Here is a 16,146-nt window from a genome sequence, read left to right on the forward strand (position 1 = left end):
GGGCTCGCCAAGCAGGGATTACCGGCAGGCGGTCCGCGTGCACGAAAAGACACGGCGGACCGCCGCCGGATCCCGCTTACCGGCCGGCGTACTTCTTGCTGACCGCTTCGTAAATGCCCTTGGCCTCGTCACCGAGACGCGGGCCCGCGAGCCAGCCCGCGGTCACCGGACCGATCGACGTGTTCGACACCAGTGCGGGCCGACCGTCCTGGCCTTCCGCGATCCAGCCGCCCCCGGACGAACCGCCGGTCATCGTGCACCCGATGCGGTGCATCGTCGGATCCTGGGCGTTGATGGACAGCCGGCCCGGCTTGTCCTCGCACCGGAAGAGCCTCTGGCCGTCGAACGGCGGCGCCGCCGGATAACCGGTCGCCGTCATCGAATCGATCTCCGGCGTGGCCGGTGCGTTGAACTCGACCGGCAGCGCGGCACCGACGGTCTCCTCCAGCGACTTGCCGTCACTGCCCTTCTCGGGCGTCACATGGATCACCGCGAAGTCGAAGGGGGCACCCAGACCGCCCGTCGGCGCTCCCTCCGAGATCCACTCCTCGGAGGTCTGTGCCCACTCGCCCCACCAGATGCCGTGCGGTGCGATCTCCTCCTTGGGGGCGGTCTCCAACTCCGAGATCGGCATGGCGCCGTTGTTGTACGACGGGACGAAGGCGATGTTCCGGTACCAGCCGCCGCTCTTGCCGGCGTGCACACAATGGCCCGCCGTCCACACCATGTTGGACTTGCCGGGGTTGGCGGAGTCCTGCACCACCGTGGCCGAGCAGACCATCGAACCTTCCGGTCCGTCGAAGAACAGCTTGCCCGCCTCGGGCGCGTCCCCGTCGTACGGCGCGTTCACCGCCGCCGCCTCGACCGGCCCCGGAGTAGGGTCGGTGACACCCGCGTCGCCGGAGATGTCCTCCTCCTCGACCGGCTTGTCGGGCTGTTCGGCGTCCCGCATGCGGTCCGGGTCCCAGAGGTCCTCGATGATCGGGTTGACGTAGTCCCGTGCCTCACGGAGCCACTTGTCCTTGTCCCAGTTCTTCCACTCGCCGTTCTTCCACTTGTCCAGGTCGATCCCGCGCTCCTTGAGGCGGTCCTGGAGATCGGCCGGAATGGTGATCTTTTCGTCGGAGGACTCACTGGCCGAACCGCTCGGCTTGTCCGCCGAATTCGTCTCCTCGGTGGGCCCGCAGGCGGTGGCCGTGAGTGCCAGAACCGCCGCGAACGAGGCGACCGCGACCGCGGAAGAGCTTCTACGCCGCGCGCCCCTCCCACGGCGAGTGGTGAACGGTGGGCGAATGGCTCGCATGTCGGGATCCCCCTGGAACTTCGGAACTGTTCTGCACTGACGAATCAACTGGACCGAACCGGATGAATCGACCCGGTCCTGGGGACCTGAGCCGGAATTCGGCCCCCACTATGCCGGTGCCGTTGGGGACGGCGCACGGCAGGGCTGTGGTTCCGCCGCCGAAGGATCTTCCGATCGGCCGTGCTCCCGGACGCCTCCCGTCGTTGGTACCTTCGGGGGACTCGACGCCGGCGTTCACCACTCGCACCGCGGCGCTCGACCCGCCGCGTCGACGCGTGACGTAACCGTTCCGGCGGGAGGACCGACAACTGTGGCCGTGACCGAACTCCTTGCACCGATGCCGCTCGTCGCACACGCCGACGACGCCTCCATCCGGTCCGGGGACCACCGCTGTGACGACCAGCGGAAAGACCACCGACACCACCGGCCGGCAACCGCACCGGTCCGCTGACCCGGCCCCCTCACAAGGAAGTCCTCCCGTGAACTCCACCCCCACGCCCGACGCCCCCGAGATCGTCGGCCGCCCCGCCACCCAGGACCCCCGACCGGGCGATCCGAATCACGCGGTGACCGCCGCGCCCGTGAAGATCGTCTCCGCCACGGTGCCCCGCCAAGTGCCCGCCGCCGAAGGGTCGGACACCGATTTCCGTACACCGGCCGCACCCGCCGCGGACCCGGCCACCCGGACAGCGGCGGCCGACCACCCGGACCACCTCGACGACCCCGACGCGGGGAAGGCCGCCGACGCAGCGTCCGTGGAGAACCTGTTGCGGTGCTGGGTCCGGGAGAGCGACGTCCCCCGGCCGGACGGAGACACCCTCAGGATTCCGCTCGACGCGAGCGGCACCGCCCTGCTCGTCCCCGTGCGTTACTGGTCGGTCACCGGCTGGCACCGCTTCGGCATGCCCCTGCTGGAGAGCGCCGGACCTCACTCCACTCCCGTCGATGCCGTGACCGTCGCCGCGCTCCTCAGCCGCGAGTCGGGTCGGAGCGAGGGCGCCGAACTGGTCGCCAGGGTCGCCGACTCAGCCCGCCGCACGGCCGACTTCCTCACCGACCGACGAGGAACCCCCGGCCCCACAGGCACCGACCTCTTCCTCACCGCCGAACAGTCCCTCGTCCTCGGTCACCCCCTCCACCCCACACCCAAGAGCCGCGAAGGGCTCTCCGACACCGAACACCGCCGCTTCTCACCCGAGTTGCGTGGCTCTTTCCCCCTCCACTGGATGGCCGTCGACCGGTCCGTGCTCGCCACCGACTCTGCCTGGACCGAGCAGGGCCGCGCCGTCCACGCGGAGCAGCTCACCACCCGTCTCGCGGGGGACCTGGCACTGCCTGACCACACCGTCCCGCTGCCTCTCCACCCCTGGCAGGCAAGGGAGTTGACGCACCGCCCCGCCGTACGCGCGCTACTCGACGCCGGCCTGCTCCACGATCTCGGGCCGCACGGCGACCCCTGGCACCCCACCTCCTCGGTCCGGACGGTGCACCGGACCGGCGCACCCGCCATGCTCAAGCTGTCCCTCGGCGTACGCATCACCAACTCCCGCCGGGAGAACCTCCGCAAGGAACTCCACCGCGGAGTCGAGGTCCACCGACTGCTGCGCGGCGGCCTCGCCCAGCAGTGGCGCGCCGCGCACCCCGGCTTCGACATCGTCCGCGACCCCGCCTGGCTCGCCGTCGACACTCCCGACGGCGAACCGGTCGCCGGGCTCGACGTGATGCTGCGCCACAACCCGTTCCGCCCCGAGAACGACGCCGTGTGCGTCGCCGGACTCGTCACCCCCCGTCCCTGGCCCGGCCGCCCGGACATGCACTCCCGTCTCGCGGACACCGTGAACCGTCTGGTCACCCGCACCGGCCGGCCCACCGGCGCCGTCTCGGCGGAGTGGTTCCTGCGCTATCTCGACCAGGTCGTACGCCCGGTGCTCTGGCTCGACGGCACGGCGGGCGTCGCACTGGAAGCCCACCAGCAGAACACTCTGGTGGTCCTCGACCCCGACGGCTGGCCCGTCGGCGGTCGCTACCGCGACAACCAGGGCTACTACTTCCGCGAGTCCCACCGCGAAGCGCTCGACCGCCGCCTCCCCGACATCGGCAAGGTCAGCGACACCTTCGTCCCCGACCACATCACCGACGAGCGTTTCGCCTATTACCTGGGCATCAACAACGTCCTCGGTCTCATCGGGGCGTTCGGCTCCCAGCGACTCGCCGACGAACGCGTACTCATCGCCGCCTTCCGTCAGTTCCTCACCCGCGCCGCGACACTCGGCTCACCTCTGCCCGGCCAACTCCTGGAGGCGACGGCCCTGCGTTGCAAGGCCAACCTGCTGACCCGACTGCACGGTCTGGACGAACTCGTCGGCCCGGTCGACACCCAGTCCGTCTACGTCACCATCGCCAACCCCCTTCGCTCCTGACCGCACACACCCGTCCGAACTGCCGAGAGGAGACCGCCACCGTGCCTCCCACCGACGCGAGCACCGGCACCGGGACCAGCACCGGCACGAAGAGCAGCGCCGGAGCCGGAGCCGGTCCCGGACCGCATCTCGCCGGGGACGCCCAGGACACCCTCGACCTGCGGCTGACCGAGGACCTCGTCGCGCTTTTCGGAGAGGATGAATTGGTGCCCGCCGAGACACCGCCGTCGGCCGGTGCCGGCGAGTCCGCGCTCCTCGATTTTCCCGGCAAGTGGGGCGCGGCGGGGACCGCCGCCGGTGTTTTCCAGCTCGTCCCGGTACGGGTTGAACGCGATCTGACCATCATCAGTCGCTGGATGAACGACCCCGCCGTCGCCGCCTTCTGGGAACTGGCCGGCCCCGAAGCCGTCACCGCCGACCATCTGCGCACCCAATTGCGCGGCGACGGACGCAGCGTCCCCTGCCTGGGCGTGCTCGACGGTGTCCCCATGAGCTATTGGGAGCTCTATCGCGCCGATCTCGATCCTCTCGCCCGTCATTACCCCGCCCGTCCCCATGACACAGGAATCCACCTTCTTATCGGTGGTGTGTCCAACCGCGGCCGCGGTGTCGGCACCACCCTCCTCAGGGCCGTCTCCGACCTCGTCCTCGACCACCGCCGGCACTGCGGCCGCGTCATCGCCGAACCGGACATGCGCAACACCCCCTCCGTCTCTGCCTTTCTCACCGCCGGCTTCCGCTTCTCGGCAGAGCTCGACCTCCCCGACAAACGAGCCGCGCTCATGATTCGCGAACGAGCCCTGCGAGACCTGCTGTGAACGACCCGCTGCTTTCCATACACCGCACGACCCACATCGGTTCCGTCCCGAGGAGTCCCCTTGCCGACATCCCCGACCGCACGCGCCTCCGCGACCACCAGCAGCGGTTCCGCCACCAGCCCGATATCCGGTGACCCCGGTACGGAGATCACCAGCACCACCGGCAACTCCATCCCCTCCGCCCCCGGCGACCCCCTCACCACCACCCCGCTCTTCACCCCGCCCGAGCTGACCCCGCAGCTCTGGGCCGGGGCCGCCGCCCGCCTCCTCGCCAAGCTCCTCGGCGAATTCGCGTACGAGGAGATCATCGAGCCCGTCGCACGGGCCGGCGGCAACGGCGCAGCTCCCGACCGCTACACGCTCGCGCTCGACGACGGCACCCCCCTCACCTTCACCGCCCGGCGCGGCGCCTACGGCAGCTGGCGCGTCGACCCCCACTCCGTCGAACACGCGGGACAGCCGTTCCGGGACCCCCTCCGCTTCCTCGTCCTCGCGCGCCGCACCCTCGCGATCGACGGCGCCACCCTCGGCCATCTCGTCCGCGAACTGAACGCCACCCTCGTCGCCGACGCCAGGATCGACGGCACCGCGCTCACCACGGCCCAGCTCGCCGACCTCGACTACGCAGAACTCGAAGGCCACCAGACGGGCCACCCCTGGCTCATACTCAACAAGGGCCGCACAGGCTTCTCGGCCACCGACGCCACCCGTTGGGCACCCGAGTCCCGCACCCCCTCAAGGCTCCCCTGGATAGCGGTCAGCACCGACCTCGCCGCCTACCGGGGCGTCCCCTCGCTCGCCTCTCCCGAGCAGCTCTACGGCTCCGAACTCGACCCCGCGACACGTGACGGCTTCGCCTCCGTGCTCCGCTCACGCGGCCTCGACCCGGACACGTACCTCTATCTCCCCGTACACCCCTGGCAGTGGGACGAAGTGCTCCTGCCGCTCTACGCCGCCGAGATCGCCGACGGCGCGATCGTCCCGCTCCCCACCGACGGCGACGTCAGACTGCCGCAGCAGTCCATCCGTACGTTCCTGAACACCAGCCGGCCCGACCGGCACACGGTGAAACTGCCGCTGTCCATCCTCAACACCCTCGTCTGGCGCGGTCTGCCCACCGAACGCACACTCGCCGCTCCGGCCGTCACCGCCTGGATGCGAGGGCTGTACGAGTCGGACCCGTTCCTCCGCGACGAATGCGGAGTGATCCTGCTCGGCGAAGTGGCGTCGGTGACGGTGACCCACCCGCTCTACGACCACCTTCCCGAAGTCCCGTACCAGTACAAGGAACTCCTCGGCGCGATCTGGCGTGAACCCCTCCCCGCCCGGCTCGACACCGGCGAGCGCGCCCGGACTCTCGCGTCCCTCCTGCACACCGACCCGCAGGGCCGCGCCTTCACCGCCGAGCTCGTCGAACGGTCCGGGCTCCCCGCCGAGGTCTGGCTCCGCCGCCTCTTCGCGGCGCTCCTGCCGCCCCTGCTGCGCTTCCTCTACCGCTTCGGCACCGTCTTCTCACCGCACGGGGAGAACGCCGTCGTCGTCTTCGACGAGAGGGATGTGCCGGTGCGCCTCGCGATCAAGGACTTCGTGGACGACGTGAACGTCAGCGCCCAGCCGCTGCCGGAGCACGACGCGATGCCGCAGGAGGTGAAAGACACCCTCCTTACCGAAGAGCCGTCGTTCCTGACCCAGTTCATCCACTCCGGGCTCTTCATCGGCGTCTTCCGCTTTCTCGCACCGCTGTGCCAGGACCAACTGGACGTGCCGGAGCGGACGTTCTGGTCACTCGTACGGGCCGAGATCCTGCGCCACCAGGCCCGGTTCCCCGAACTGAAGGATCGTTTCGACACGTTCGATCTGCTGACGCCCCGTATCGCGCGGCTCTGCCTCAACCGCAACCGGTTGCACGTCGACGGATACCGGGACCGCGCGGAGCGCCCGCACGCCGCCGTGCACGGGACGGTGCCCAACCCGCTCGCCCGCCCGGCGGGCGATGCGGGCGGGACGTGATCGTCGTTGTCAGTGGCGGGCCGTAGGGTGGTCGAGCTATGACGAAGCCATCTCTCTCCGAGCTCCTCCATGCCGCCGTCACCGCTGTCGGCGGTGTGGAACGCCCAGGCCAGGTCACCATGGCCGAGGCCGTCGCGGAGGTCATCGACGACAACTCCCATCTGCTCGTGCAGGCCGGCACCGGCACCGGAAAGTCACTCGGCTATCTGGTGCCCGCGCTGGCGCACGGCGAGCGTGTCGTGGTGGCCACCGCGACCCTGGCCCTGCAGCGGCAGCTCGTGGAGCGTGACCTTCCGCGCACGGTCGACGCGCTGAGCCCCCTGCTGGGACGGCGGCCCGAGTACGCCATGCTCAAGGGCCGCTCCAACTATCTCTGTCTGCACCGCCTCAACGAGGGCGTGCCGCAGGAAGAGGAGGACGGGCTCTTCGACCAGTTCGAGGCGGCGGCGCCCACGAGCAAGCTCGGCCAGGACCTGCTGAGGATGCGGGACTGGGCGGACAAGACGGAGACGGGCGACCGGGACAATCTCACGCCGGGAGTCTCCGACCGGGCATGGGCGCAGATCTCCGTGTCCTCCCGTGAGTGCCTGGGCGCGACGAAGTGTACGTACGGCGCGGAGTGCTTCGCCGAGATGGCACGCGAGCGGGCCAAGCTCGCCGATGTCGTGATCACCAACCACGCACTCCTGGCCATCGACGCCATCGAGGGCGCCCCCGTCGTACCGCAGCACGAGGTGCTGATCGTCGACGAGGCCCACGAGCTGGTGTCGCGGGTGACCGGGGTCGCCACCGGCGAGCTCACCCCCGGCCAGGTCAACCGCGCGGTGCGCCGTGCGGCCAAGCTGGTCAACGAGAAGGCGGCCGACTCGCTCCAGACGGCCGCCGAGACCTTCGAGCGGCTGATGGAGCTGGCGCTCCCCGGCCGGCTCGAAGAGATCCCCGAAGACCTCGGTTACGCACTGATGGCGTTGCGTGACGCCGCGCGTACGGTGATCTCGGCGATGGGCGCCACCCGCGACAAGTCCGTGCAGGACGAGGACGCCGTACGCAAGCAGGCTCTCGCCTCCGTCGAGTCCGTCCACAGCGTCGCGGAGCGGATCGCCAACGGCAGCGAATGGGACGTGGTCTGGTACGAACGCCACGACCGGTTCGGGGCGTCTCTGCGGGTTGCCCCGCTCTCGGTCTCGGGCCTGCTGCGGGAGAAGCTTTTCAACGAGCGTTCGGTGGTCCTGACCTCGGCCACGCTGAAGCTCGGCGGCGACTTCAACGGCGTCGGCGCGTCGCTGGGGCTGGCCCCGGAGGGGACGGAAGGGGAAGACGTCGCGCAGTGGAAGGGCATCGATGTCGGCTCGCCCTTCGACTATCCCAAGCAGGGCATCCTCTATGTCGCGCGCCATCTCTCCCCTCCCAGCCGGGAGCCATCGCGCGGCGACATGATGGACGAGCTCGCCGAGCTGGTCGAGGCGGCCGGCGGCCGTACGCTCGGACTGTTCTCGTCCATGCGAGCCGCCCAGGCGGCCGCCGAGGAGCTGCGCGGCCGGCTCGACACGCCGATCCTTCTCCAAGGGGAGGAAACCCTGGGCGAGTTGATCAAGGCTTTCGCGGCCGACCCCGCGACGTGTCTGTTCGGCACGCTCTCGCTCTGGCAGGGCGTGGACGTCCCCGGGCCGAGTTCACAGCTGGTGGTGATGGACCGGATTCCGTTCCCGCGCCCGGACGATCCGCTGATGAGCGCGCGCCAGAAGGCGGTGGAGGAGGCCGGTGGCAACGGCTTCATGTCCGTGGCGGCCACTCATGCCGCCCTGCTGATGGCTCAGGGCGCGGGCCGCCTCGTGCGGGCCTCGGGAGACCGCGGTGTCGTGGCAGTCCTGGACTCGCGGCTGGCGAACGCGCGGTACGGCAGCTATCTACGGGCCTCGATGCCCGATTTCTGGTACACGACGGACCGCAACCAGGCCCGTCGCTCGCTGGCCGCGATCGACGCGCGGGCCAAGGCGGACGGTCAGTAGCCGGAAGGCCTGAAGGATCCAGCAGAGCCGGAGCGGGCCCGAACCAGGGAGCGGGCCCGACCCGGAACGGGCCCGGGGCGGGCACAGCGAGGCCCCGGGACCGGCGCAGTAGGTCCCGGGGCCGGCCTGAGCCGGCGAGCCCTCACACCCGCCGCAGGACCGCCACGACCTTGCCGAGGATCGTCGCCTCGTCGCCGGGAATCGGCTGGTACGCCGCGTTGTGCGGGAGCAGCCAGACGTGGCCGTCCTCGCGCCGGAAGCGCTTGACGGTGGCCTCGCCGTCCAACATCGCGGCCACGATGTCCCCGTTCTCCGCGACCGGCTGGCGGCGGACCGTCACCCAGTCGCCGTCGCAGATCGCCGCTTCGATCATCGAGTCTCCGACGACCTTGAGGACGAACAGCTCGCCGTCACCCACCAGTTGGCGGGGGAGCGGGAACACGTCCTCGACGGACTCCTCCGCCAGGATCGGCCCACCCGCCGCGATCCGGCCGATCAACGGCACGTACGACGCGGCGGGTTTGCCGGTCGTGTCCGTCTGCTGGGTGCTCGGCTGGTCCGATCCCCGGACTTCGTACGCCCTCGGCCGGTGCGGATCCCTGCGGAGGAATCCCTTGCGCTCCAGAGCCATCAACTGATGGGCGACGGATGATGTGCTGGACAGGCCGACGGCCTGGCCGATCTCCCGCATCGACGGGGGATATCCCCGCCGCTGAACGGAGTCACGGATGACTTCGATGACCCGCCGCTGCCGGTCCGTGAGACCGGAGCTGTCCGCCCGGATTCCAGGAGGTCGGCCGGGCAGCGAACGGGTGGGCTTTACGCCCTCCGGATTTGCGGCTGCGTCTTTCATGGCATGCACCGGCTCGAGTCGGCTCTGGGAGCGGTCCTGGGCGGTAATGGTGGCGCTGTCTGCTGCGGTGGTCACGTCGGCCCCTCTCGAAATGTTCTCCCTAGCTGGACAACGGTAGTTGCTTTCGAAAGGTTGCGCCAAACACACGTTCGAGTGAAAATCCCCGGAAGTGCTGACGCGGCAATTTCGGCGGTGTATGTGGCGCGTATTCGGCGCCCCTCCGCACAGGTCGTCAACGGCTCGTCTCGGAGCCGTCCACGGGTCGCCGAGGGCTCGGAGCGGTAAAGCCCGCCGTTCTCACGGCGCGGCCCGAGGGTGCCCCCAGTGTCTCATCGGGCGGCCCGGGAGCACGGCACCTTCCGGGCTCCCGTACTCTCGTGCCGGGCCTCCTCACGCCGAGCGTCAGCGGGTCGCCGATCCCTCGCCCGCCGCGACACGCGCGATCGCTCCGAAGCGTGCGCGATCCCCACATGTAGTGGTTGGATTGGCTCAGTCGCCCAGAAGTAGTGGTCCCGGGTCTTTCCTCGCGGAGGCCATCGCCTATGCTGGAGACCGCTTCGTACGGCCCGTCCAGGGCCCGTCGGGGCTTCTCAGTCGTGCTGTGAAGGAGGGTCGGAAGCCATGCACTGCCCCTTCTGCAGGCATCCCGACAGCCGTGTCGTCGACAGTCGCACCACCGACGACGGGACGTCCATCCGACGCCGCCGTCAGTGCCCCGACTGCTCGCGCCGTTTCACGACGGTGGAGACCGCCTCGCTGATGGTGATCAAGCGCAGCGGAGTCACGGAGCCTTTCAGCCGTACCAAGGTCATCTCCGGTGTGCGCAAGGCATGTCAGGGGCGACCGGTCACCGAGGACGCTCTCGCCCAACTCGGCCAGCGGGTCGAGGAGGGGCTGCGCGCCACCGGCAGCGCCGAACTGACCACCCACGATGTAGGGCTGGCCATACTCGGCCCCTTGCAGGAGCTCGACCTCGTCGCGTACCTGCGCTTCGCATCCGTATACAGGGCGTTCGACTCGCCCGAAGACTTCGAGGCCGCCGTGGCGGAGCTCCGCACGCGGCCTCCTCAAGAGAAAGGCGGGTCCGGCGCGACCCCCGGGGTCCCCGAGCCTGTCACCGCTGACGACTGACCGGACACCGGCAGCGGCACCGGTCACACCGACCTGTCGGTATGACCGATCGGTCATCGATGGATCATCGATCGGTTACCGACCTATCGCGACAGCTCAGCGACCGATCATTGTCGATCGGCGCCCGGCGGCGATGAGACCCGCCACGAGCGCCCCACGAGGCGCCCGTGGCATCGGACACATCACTGTGCCAAGGGAAGAACGTGGCACTTCAGGGCGTTTTCGCCTGTATATGGGAGGCGGCATGACAGAGACGGCGAGCGGTCCGACGGCGCGAGGTTCCCGGAGCAAGGGAGCCAAGACCGGCAAGGGCCTGCGTATCGAGCGAATCCACACGACCCCCGGCGTGCATCCGTACGACGAGGTGGTCTGGGAGCGCCGGGACGTCGTCATGACCAATTGGCGCGACGGGTCGGTCAACTTCGACCAGCGCGGCGTCGAGTTCCCCGGCTTCTGGTCGGTGAACGCGGTCAACATCGTCACCAGCAAGTACTTCCGCGGGGCTGTCGGCACGCCCCAGCGTGAGACGAGCCTCAAGCAGCTCATCGACCGGATCGTGAAGACGTACCGCAGGGCGGGCGAGGAAAACGCCTACTTCGCCTCGCCCGCGGACGGCGAGATCTTCGAGCACGAGCTGGCGTACGCCCTCCTGCACCAGATCTTCAGCTTCAACTCGCCGGTGTGGTTCAACGTCGGCACGCCCCAGCCCCAGCAGGTCTCGGCCTGCTTCATCCTGGCCGTCGACGACTCCATGGAGTCGATCCTCGACTGGTACAAGGAAGAGGGCATGATCTTCAAGGGCGGCTCCGGCGCCGGCCTGAATCTCTCGCGGATCCGTTCTTCCAAGGAGCTTCTCTCCTCCGGCGGCAACGCCTCGGGTCCCGTCTCCTTCATGCGCGGTGCCGACGCCTCCGCCGGGACGATCAAGTCCGGCGGCGCCACGCGCCGTGCGGCCAAGATGGTCATCCTCGACGTCGACCACCCCGACATCGAGAACTTCATCGAGACCAAGGTGAAGGAAGAGGAGAAGATCCGCGCCCTGCGTGACGCGGGCTTCGACATGGACCTGGGCGGCGACGACATCACGTCCGTCCAGTACCAGAACGCCAACAACTCGGTCCGGGTGAACGACGAGTTCATGAAGGCGGTCGAGGCGGGGGAGAAGTTCGGGCTGCGCGCCCGGATGACCGGCGAAGTCATCGAAGAGGTCGAGGCGAAGTCCCTCTTCCGCAAGATGGCCGAGGCCGCGTGGGCCTGCGCCGACCCCGGCATTCAGTACGACGACACGATCAACCAGTGGCACACCTGCCCGGAGTCCGGCCGGATCAACGGCTCGAATCCGTGCAGCGAGTACATGCACCTGGACAACACGTCGTGCAATCTCGCGTCGCTGAACCTCATGAAGTTCCTCAAGGACGACGACAAGGGAAACCAGTCCTTCGAGATCGACCGTTTCTCCAAGGTCGTCGAACTGGTCATCACGGCGATGGACATCTCCATCTGCTTCGCGGACTTCCCGACCCAGAAGATCGGCGAGAACACCCGCGCCTTCCGTCAGTTGGGTATCGGCTACGCCAACCTCGGCGCCCTGCTGATGGCGACCGGTCACGCGTACGACAGTGACGGCGGGCGCGCGCTCGCCGGCGCGATCACCTCCCTGATGACGAGCACGTCGTACAAGCGCTCCGCCGAACTGGCCGCGGTCGTCGGTCCGTACGACGGCTACGCGCGCAACGCCGTGCCGCACCAGCGCGTCATGAAGCAGCACGCGGACGCCAACAGCGAGGCCGTGCACGTCGACGACCTGGACGGTCCGATCTGGGCCGCGGCCACGGAGGCCTGGCAGGACGTCATCCGTCTCGGCGCCAAGAACGGCTTCCGCAACGCGCAGGCCTCGGTCATCGCGCCCACCGGCACCATCGGTCTCGCGATGTCCTGCGACACGACCGGCCTCGAGCCCGACCTCGCGCTGGTCAAGTTCAAGAAGCTCGTCGGCGGCGGCTCGATGCAGATCGTCAACGGCACGGTGCCGCAGGCCCTGCGCCGCCTGGGCTACCAGGAGGAGCAGATCGAGGCGGTCGTCGCCCACATCGCCGAGAACGGCAACGTGATCGACGCGCCCGGCCTCAAGCCCGAGCACTACTCGGTGTTCGACTGCGCGATGGGCGAGCGTTCCATCTCCGCGATGGGCCACGTCCGGATGATGGCGGCGATCCAGCCGTGGATCTCCGGCGCGCTCTCCAAGACGGTGAACCTGCCGGAGACGGCCACCGTCGAGGACGTCGAAGAGGTCTACTTCCAGGCGTGGAAGCTGGGCGTCAAGGCGCTGGCGATCTACCGTGACAACTGCAAGGTCGGCCAGCCGCTCTCCGCGAAGAAGAAGGAACAGGTCGCGGAGAAGGCCGAGGACACCATCCGCCAGGCGGTGGAGAAGGTCGTCGAGTACCGCCCTGTCCGGATGCGCCTGCCCAAGGGCCGCCCCGGCATCACCACGTCCTTCACGGTGGGCGGCGCCGAGGGCTACATGACGGCGAACTCCTACCCGGACGACGGGCTCGGCGAGGTCTTCCTGAAGATGTCCAAGCAGGGGTCGACCCTGGCGGGCATGATGGACGCCTTCTCGATCGCGGTGTCGGTGGGACTTCAGTACGGCGTCCCGCTGGAGACGTACGTCTCGAAGTTCACGAACATGCGCTTCGAGCCGGCCGGTATGACGGACGACCCGGACGTGCGGCTCGCCCAGTCGATCGTGGACTACATCTTCCGGCGGCTGGCGCTGGACTTCCTCCCGTTCGAGACGCGTTCGGCCCTCGGGATCCACTCGGCGGACGAGCGCCAGCGTCACCTGGAGACCGGCTCGTACGAGCCGTCCCTGGAGGACGAGGGACTGGACGCGGACAGCCTGGTGCAGTCCACCCCGCGTCCGGTGGAGCCGCTGAAGTCGGTGGGCCCGACGGTGAAGCCGAACGCGGCGGAGGCGCCGGCCCCCAAGCAGGCGCACACCTCGGCCGAACTGGTCGAGATGCAACTCGGCATCAGCGCCGACGCGCCGCTCTGCTTCTCCTGCGGCACGAAGATGCAGCGGGCGGGTTCCTGCTACATCTGCGAGGGCTGCGGGTCGACGAGCGGCTGCAGCTGATCTCTGGAGGTGAGGGGCGCCGGCCATGGGCCGGTGCCCCTTCCTTGTGGCGCTGGACACCGCTGCCTCCTCCGGGTGGCTGGTGCCCGAAGGCGGTGGGAGAGCCCTGCCGAGGCGGAGCCGTCAGATGCCGCCCATCTCCTCGGTGAACTCCTGTGGGTCGGCGTCGAAGGCACGGAACGCCGGATGGAAGTCCCACTTTCCCAGCTCGTCCCTGGTGAACTCGGCGATCGTCGCCGCCGTCGAGCCGGGGGCGTCGGTGAAGTCGCTCGCCGTCAGTTCCGCGAGGCCTTCGAGGACGCGGACCGTCGGGCGCGATATGTCGGCGAATGTGCGGCGGCCCTCGCGCTGTTGGATGACGACTCCCACGATCACGCGTACGTAGTCCGCGTTCAGCCGGTCCAGCTCCAGTTTCATCACCTCGTCGGCGCCGAAGCCCTGGCCCGTGCGGCTCTCCCTCTCCAGGATGATCGTCCCGTCGGGGGAGCGGCTGTCGAAGTGCACCAGATACGCCGGTCGGTTGCTCGGGGTGTCCGCCTTGTATGTCGCGGCCACGATGTCGAGGTCGTGCGGTGGCCGGCCCAGTTCGCTGGGATCCCATTTGAGGATGACCTCGATTTTCTTGACCCCCCTGTTGAGACTTCTGCTCACCGGTCATCCCTCCGTACGTCCAACATCACTGACCGCAAGGCTAGTCGGCGGGACCGACAACGCGCCGCCTGTAATGGCGAGTTGACGCCACTTGGTCATGACTCGCCATCCGGCCCCCCGCCCGGCGGTCTCAGTGCGGGATCCGGCGCGGCGCTCGCGTGCGGACCTCCTCGCGGAAGAGTTCGATGGCGCTGCTCACCTGACGGATCAGATGCGTGTTCTCGATACGGTCGAGATAGAGGCAGCGACGCGCGACGCCCTCCAGTTCGAAGGTGAAACAGAGCGACATCAGAGGATTGACGAACAGCTCGCTGCCCCGGGTGCGGTAGGTGAACTGGACGTTCCCGAAAGAGCCCTGGATCGCCGCGGCTATGGACCCGTTCACGATGCTCGGGTGGTCCGGCGTGCACTCCCGCGCGTGCGCCACCGCGTCCACGAACAGCGCGCCCTCCCGGGTCGAACGGGACACGGAGAAGGCGCCGAGATACGCGCCGTCCCGTTCGAGCGCGGCGATGTTCTCCAGTACGAGCCCGTGGCTCACCCCGTGATACGCGTCGATCCCGAAGCCCACCGAGACGATCAGCCGCTCGGGCCCGTCGATCCCGGCCAGCGCGGCGACGCTGGTCAGATCCTCCTCCGGCGTCCCCAGCCCCGATTCGTCTCCGCGCATGAGGATGTCCGTGCCGCCGTCGACCAGCACGACGGCTTCGATGTCGTACCGCTCGATCAGCGCCCGGTAGGCGGCCCGCAGTGGCTGCACGCCGACGCGGCTGAATGCGTGCACCGTGCTCGGGTACCGGTGCAGCGCCAGCCACTGAGCGAGCGTGCGCTCGGGGAAGTACAGCTGGTGCGGCGCCGTGTCCGGCGTGACGACCGCGACGTCGGGGGCGAGCCAGGAGTCCAGCGGCAGCCCTTCGACGGCGCTGAACGACAGGTTGGCCAGCTGTACCCGCTTGCCCTGGTGGAGGAGGGACAGGGCCACCGGCAGCCCCGCGTAGATGTCGAATCCGCCGCCCGCCCCCGCCACGAGCACGCTCTCGGCGGACTCCAGACGGGTGAAGAGCGGGTTGGCGTGCAGGGCTGTCATGTCGATCATTGTGCGGCTCGGGCCAGGCTCCCCGGAGCGTGACCTGGGCCACGTTCGGCCCCGTACGATGGCGCGGTGCTGGTCAAGTGGATTCGCTGCACGGTGACAGACCGACGTGGTTTCGAACGGGGGCAGCGCAAATGGGCGGGGCTGCTCGGTGAGCCCGGATTCCGGGGACAGGGCGGGGGGTGGAGCAGGGGGCGGCCGGGGGTGGCGCACGTCTTCGCCTTCTGGGAGAGCCGGGCCTTCTACGACTCCTTCATGGCGCGCTCCCACGACCGGCTGGCAGCCGCACAGTCGGGCACGTTCAGGGACGCCCAGGCCAAGCTCTTCGACTACCGCTTCGATGTGAAGACGGGTTTCGAGCCAAAGTTCACCGACGCGGACGTTGTCCGGATCGCGCACTGCAAGGTGCACGAGGACCGTGTCGAGCATTTCGCGCTGATGCAGGAAAAGGTCTGGAATCCGGCGATGGCCGGCTCGCCGGGGATGGTGCGCGGGGTGTTCGGGGACGCGCCGGGCAACGAGTTCCTGGTGCTCTCGATGTGGCACTCGGCCGCCGAACACGGCAAGTACCGGATCGAGCGCGTCGAGCGGCTGTCGCTCCGTGCGCAGACCGCCGCGGACGTCGCGGCCCTGGCGGGCGACGTCGTCCAGCTCGAACCTGGCTGGACGGTCTGACGGCCCGGCCGGTCGTGGGTCCCGCGAGCGACAGCCGGTGCCGG

At 69.0% G+C, this 16,146-nt stretch carries 11 protein-coding genes; 7 read left to right on the top strand and 4 right to left on the bottom strand.

Translation table 11 applies throughout. The features are described 5' to 3' along the window. Positions 1 to 76: 76 nt before the first annotated feature. Positions 77 to 1,303 carry a trypsin-like serine peptidase gene (locus ACIBBB_RS27575; protein ID WP_398986558.1) on the bottom strand — a complete coding sequence of 409 codons (1,227 nt, stop codon included), beginning with the start codon at positions 1,301 to 1,303 and terminating at the stop codon, positions 77 to 79. Positions 1,304 to 1,782: 479 nt separating this feature from the next. Between ACIBBB_RS27575 and ACIBBB_RS27580 the strand changes: the two genes are divergently transcribed. From ACIBBB_RS27580 to ACIBBB_RS27595, 4 genes are all read left to right on the top strand, one after another. Beyond that, the gene (locus ACIBBB_RS27580; RefSeq protein ID WP_398986560.1) at positions 1,783 to 3,723 is read left to right on the top strand and encodes an IucA/IucC family protein; all 1,941 of its coding nucleotides are present in this window, start codon (positions 1,783 to 1,785) and stop codon (positions 3,721 to 3,723) included. 41 nt (positions 3,724 to 3,764) lie between these two features. Further along, the gene (locus tag ACIBBB_RS27585; protein ID WP_398986562.1) at positions 3,765 to 4,541 is read left to right on the top strand and encodes a GNAT family N-acetyltransferase; all 777 of its coding nucleotides are present in this window, start codon (positions 3,765 to 3,767) and stop codon (positions 4,539 to 4,541) included. Between the two features lie 171 nt (positions 4,542 to 4,712). Beyond that, a complete protein-coding gene (locus tag ACIBBB_RS27590) occupies positions 4,713 to 6,551 on the top strand; it encodes an IucA/IucC family protein (protein ID WP_398986876.1) in 1,839 nt (612 codons plus the stop codon). A 38-nt stretch (positions 6,552 to 6,589) separates the two neighbouring features. After that, positions 6,590 to 8,560 carry an ATP-dependent DNA helicase gene (locus ACIBBB_RS27595; protein ID WP_398986564.1) on the top strand — a complete coding sequence of 657 codons (1,971 nt, stop codon included), beginning with the start codon at positions 6,590 to 6,592 and terminating at the stop codon, positions 8,558 to 8,560. Between the two features lie 142 nt (positions 8,561 to 8,702). Here the strand turns inward: ACIBBB_RS27595 and lexA are convergent, their stop codons facing one another. Then, on the bottom strand, positions 8,703 to 9,488 hold the full coding sequence (lexA, locus tag ACIBBB_RS27600; protein WP_398986566.1) for a transcriptional repressor LexA: 786 nt from the start codon (positions 9,486 to 9,488) through the stop codon (positions 8,703 to 8,705). Positions 9,489 to 10,034: 546 nt separating this feature from the next. Between lexA and nrdR the strand changes: the two genes are divergently transcribed. Continuing rightward, on the top strand, positions 10,035 to 10,544 hold the full coding sequence (gene nrdR, locus ACIBBB_RS27605) for a transcriptional regulator NrdR (protein WP_398986569.1): 510 nt from the start codon (positions 10,035 to 10,037) through the stop codon (positions 10,542 to 10,544). Between the two features lie 244 nt (positions 10,545 to 10,788). After that, positions 10,789 to 13,683 carry a vitamin B12-dependent ribonucleotide reductase gene (locus ACIBBB_RS27610; RefSeq protein ID WP_398986571.1) on the top strand — a complete coding sequence of 965 codons (2,895 nt, stop codon included), beginning with the start codon at positions 10,789 to 10,791 and terminating at the stop codon, positions 13,681 to 13,683. A gap of 123 nt (positions 13,684 to 13,806) precedes the next feature. Here ACIBBB_RS27610 and ACIBBB_RS27615 read toward each other — a convergent pair whose 3' ends face one another. Together ACIBBB_RS27615 and ACIBBB_RS27620 are read right to left on the bottom strand one after the other, a co-directional pair. Next, complete coding sequence (locus ACIBBB_RS27615; protein WP_398986573.1) at positions 13,807 to 14,334, bottom strand: TerD family protein; 528 nt, start codon at positions 14,332 to 14,334, stop codon at positions 13,807 to 13,809. A 130-nt stretch (positions 14,335 to 14,464) separates the two neighbouring features. After that, positions 14,465 to 15,421 (bottom strand): DUF1152 domain-containing protein, encoded by a 957-nt coding sequence (locus tag ACIBBB_RS27620; protein WP_398986575.1) that lies wholly within the window; start codon positions 15,419 to 15,421, stop codon positions 14,465 to 14,467. A 75-nt stretch (positions 15,422 to 15,496) separates the two neighbouring features. Between ACIBBB_RS27620 and ACIBBB_RS27625 the strand changes: the two genes are divergently transcribed. Next, complete coding sequence (locus ACIBBB_RS27625) at positions 15,497 to 16,102, top strand: YdbC family protein (protein WP_398986577.1); 606 nt, start codon at positions 15,497 to 15,499, stop codon at positions 16,100 to 16,102. Positions 16,103 to 16,146: the final 44 nt, after the last annotated feature.

The organism is Streptomyces sp. NPDC051217 (genome assembly GCF_044455465.1).
Lineage (GTDB): Bacteria > Actinomycetota > Actinomycetes > Streptomycetales > Streptomycetaceae > Streptomyces.

Excerpts from the sequence above, each read along its gene's own strand:
- ACIBBB_RS27595 (WP_398986564.1), top strand. The coding sequence starts at position 6,590 with ATGACGAAGCCATCTCTCTCCGAGCTCCTCCATGCCGCCGTCACCGCT.
- nrdR (WP_398986569.1), top strand. The coding sequence starts at position 10,035 with ATGCACTGCCCCTTCTGCAGGCATCCCGACAGCCGTGTCGTCGACAGT.
- ACIBBB_RS27610 (WP_398986571.1), top strand. The coding sequence starts at position 10,789 with ATGACAGAGACGGCGAGCGGTCCGACGGCGCGAGGTTCCCGGAGCAAG.
- ACIBBB_RS27620 (WP_398986575.1), bottom strand. The coding sequence starts at position 15,421 with ATGACAGCCCTGCACGCCAACCCGCTCTTCACCCGTCTGGAGTCCGCC.
- ACIBBB_RS27575 (WP_398986558.1), bottom strand. The coding sequence starts at position 1,303 with ATGCGAGCCATTCGCCCACCGTTCACCACTCGCCGTGGGAGGGGCGCG.